Genomic DNA, 2,992 nt, shown 5'->3' with positions numbered 1-2,992 from the left:
GCGTCCAGCCCCTTGCCGTCCATCTCGCGCGCCCAGGCGCGGATGTTGGCCGCCGCTGAGCGGTGGCTCTCATCGGTCTTGCCCATGTGATGCGTCAGCGCCCCGCAGCAGCCGGCACCCTTGGCCACGACCACCTCGGCGCCCAGCCGGGTCAGCAGGCGGATCGTCGCGTCGTTGATGTCGGTGTTGAGCGCCTTCTGCGCGCAGCCGGTCATCAGCGCGACGCGCATCCTGGGCGTGACGTCAGGCGGGAAGGTCTGCGGGTCGTCGTTGCGGCTGACCGGCGGGATACGTTTTGGCGCCATCGCCAGCATCGCGCGCAGCCGGGCGTCGGGGACCAGCCGCGCGAAGGGGCGGCCCAGCTTGGCCGCGACCAGCGCCGCGCGGAAGCGCATCGGGTAGGGCAGGATCCGCGCCAGCACCCAGCGCAGCGCGCGGTCGTGCCAGGGGCGCTGGTAATTCTTCTCGATGTAGTCGCGCGCATGATCGACGAGGTGCATGTAGTGCACGCCCGACGGGCAGGTGGTCATGCAGGCCAGGCACGACAGGCACCGATCGATATGCTTGACGGTCTTGGCGTCGGGAGTGCGCTCGTTCTCGAGCATGTCCTTCATCAGGTAGATGCGCCCGCGCGGGCTGTCGAGCTCGTCGCCCAGAACCTGGTAGGTCGGGCAGGTCGCCGTGCAGAACCCGCAATGCACGCAGGCGCGCAGGATCTGGTTGGCGCGCGCGGTGCCGGGATCGGCCAGTTGCTCTTCGGTGAAATTCGTCTGCATGGCACTCTCTGTCGGGAAGCGGGTCGCGGGCCGGTCTCAGGCGGTCATCAGCCCGGGGTTGAGGATGCCGCGCGGGTCGAAGCGGGCGCGCAGCCCGTCCGACAGCGCGGCCAGCGGGGCGGGCTCTGGCTGGATCGCGGGCGCGTCGCCCATGCCGCGCACCCGCGTCGCATGACCGCGGAAGGCGCCCAGCCGCGCGCGGGCATCCGTGCCGGAAGGCAGCAGCGCCCAGATCAGCCCGCCGCCCCAGTCGAAGTGATGTGCCTCGGCCCCGAGCCGCGCGGCCAGCGCCGGTCCGTCCGAGGGCTTGCACGAGATGCGCCAGACGTCTCCGTCACGGCCGGCGAAGGCGGTGACGTCGCGCACGCTTGCCCAGCGGTCAGCAACGGCGCCCGCGTCCTCCTCGATCCGGACGGCATGGCCGTCGAACAGTGCGCGCAGCCGGTCGGCGCGGTAGGCCACGGATTTCTCAAACCCTTCGATACGCAGCAGCGTGACCGGCTGGCCGCCGTCGCCCGACGGCAGATGCGCGGCCCCGGTCACCTCGAAAGGCGAGCCGAGCGCGCGGGCCATCGCCGCCACCGCCTGCGCGTCGTCCAGGCCTTCCAGCATCACGCAGGCCTGCGTCTCGGGGCGCGGCAGCACCTTCAGGCTGACCTCGGTCAGCACGCCCAGCGTGCCGCGGCTGCCGGTCATCAGCTTGACCAGGTCGTAGCCGGTCACGTTCTTCATCACGCGGCCGCCGTTCTTGACGATCTGCCCGCTGCCGTCGACGAACCGCACGCCCAGCATGAAGTCGCGGCACGCGCCCGCCTGCACCCGGCGCGGCCCCGACACGTTTGCCGCCACGACTCCCCCGATCGTCGGCGTGCCGTTGGTGCCTAGCAGCGGGCGATGATCCATTGGCTCGAAGGGCAGGCGCTGGTTCTCGGCGGCCAGCGCGTCCTCGACCTCGGCCAGCGGCGTGCCGGTCCGCACGACGACCGTCAGCGCGCCGGGCTCGTAGAGCGTGATGCCCGTCATGCCGCCGGTCTCGACGACCTCGCCCAGCGGCGCGCCGGTGCCGCGCGTGCCACCGCCGCGAACCTGCAACGGCCCGCGCGCGCCCTTGATCGCCTCGGCCAGATCGGCCTCGCTTTCAGGTTTCATCCGGCCCTCGTGCTTCTTCTCTCTGAAAATATCCCGGGGGAGTCGCCGAAAGGCGACGGGGGCAGGGCCCCCTCCGCGCTCCTGCGGGACTCATTCCGCCGCCACCGGCACGACACGCCGTGCGTCCGAGGCATCCAGCGGGAACACCTTGGCCGGGTTCAGCAGCCATTTCGGGTCGAACACGTCCTTCACCGCCATCTGCGCCTCGAGATCGGGGCGGTCGTACTGGGTGTGCATCAGGTCGCGCTTCTCGATGCCGACGCCATGCTCTCCGGTCAGGCAGCCGCCCACCTCGACGCAGAGCTTGAGGATCTCGGCGCCAAAGGCCTCGCACAGTTCCAGCTGGCCATCCTGGTTGGCGTTGAACAGGATCAGCGGGTGCATGTTGCCGTCGCCGGCGTGGAAGACGTTCGCCACGCCAAGGCCGAACTCATTCGACATCTCGCCGATGCGACGCAGCACGTAAGGCAGCTCCGACACCGGGATCGTGCCGTCGAGGCACATGTAGTCGTTGAGCTGCCCCATCGCGCCGAAGGCGGACTTGCGGCCGAGCCATATGCGCCCGGCCTCGTCGGCATCCTGCGCCTCGCGCAGCTCGACCGGATCGTGGCGGCGCGCGATCTCGAGGATCTTGCCCAGCTGCTCGTCGATCTCGGCGGGGCTGCCCTCGACCTCGACGATCAGCAGCGCCTCGCACATCGGGTAGCCGGCCTTGGCGAAGGCCTCGCAGGCCTCGATGCAGGGGCGGTCCATGAATTCGATGGCGACCGGCAGCACGCCGGCCTTGATGATGTCCGACACGCAGGCGCCCGCGACTTCGGAGCTGTCGAAGCCCATCAGCACCGGGCGGGCGCCCTCGGGCTTGCGCAGGATGCGCAGGGTCGCTTCGGTCACGACGCCAAGCTGGCCTTCCGATCCGCAGATCACGCCCAGCAGGTCGTAGCCGCCCGCGTCTAGATGTTCGCCGCCGATCTCCATGATCGTGCCGTCCATCGCCACCATCGTGACGCCCAGCAGGTTGTTGGTCGTCACGCCGTATTTCAGGCAATGCGCCCCGCCCGAGTTCA

3 protein-coding genes are annotated in these 2,992 nt (G+C 70.1%); all 3 read right to left on the bottom strand.

The window, feature by feature from the left end:
* The coding region (locus ACFDTC_RS16935) for a 4Fe-4S dicluster domain-containing protein (RefSeq protein WP_375260053.1) at positions 1 to 776 on the bottom strand (776 nt) is incomplete at its 3' end.
* 36 nt (positions 777 to 812) lie between these two features.
* Positions 813 to 1,925: an FAD-binding protein gene (locus tag ACFDTC_RS16930; protein ID WP_375260052.1), complete on the bottom strand. Its 1,113-nt coding sequence runs from the start codon at positions 1,923 to 1,925 to the stop codon at positions 813 to 815.
* A gap of 90 nt (positions 1,926 to 2,015) precedes the next feature.
* Positions 2,016 to 2,992 (bottom strand): FAD-linked oxidase C-terminal domain-containing protein (locus ACFDTC_RS16925; protein WP_375260051.1); only part of this gene is annotated, 977 nt, incomplete at its 5' end.

This window comes from Citreimonas sp., assembly GCF_042096055.1.
In the GTDB taxonomy this organism is placed as follows: domain Bacteria; phylum Pseudomonadota; class Alphaproteobacteria; order Rhodobacterales; family Rhodobacteraceae; genus Citreimonas.
This window is presented reverse-complemented; position numbering and strand designations above follow the sequence as displayed.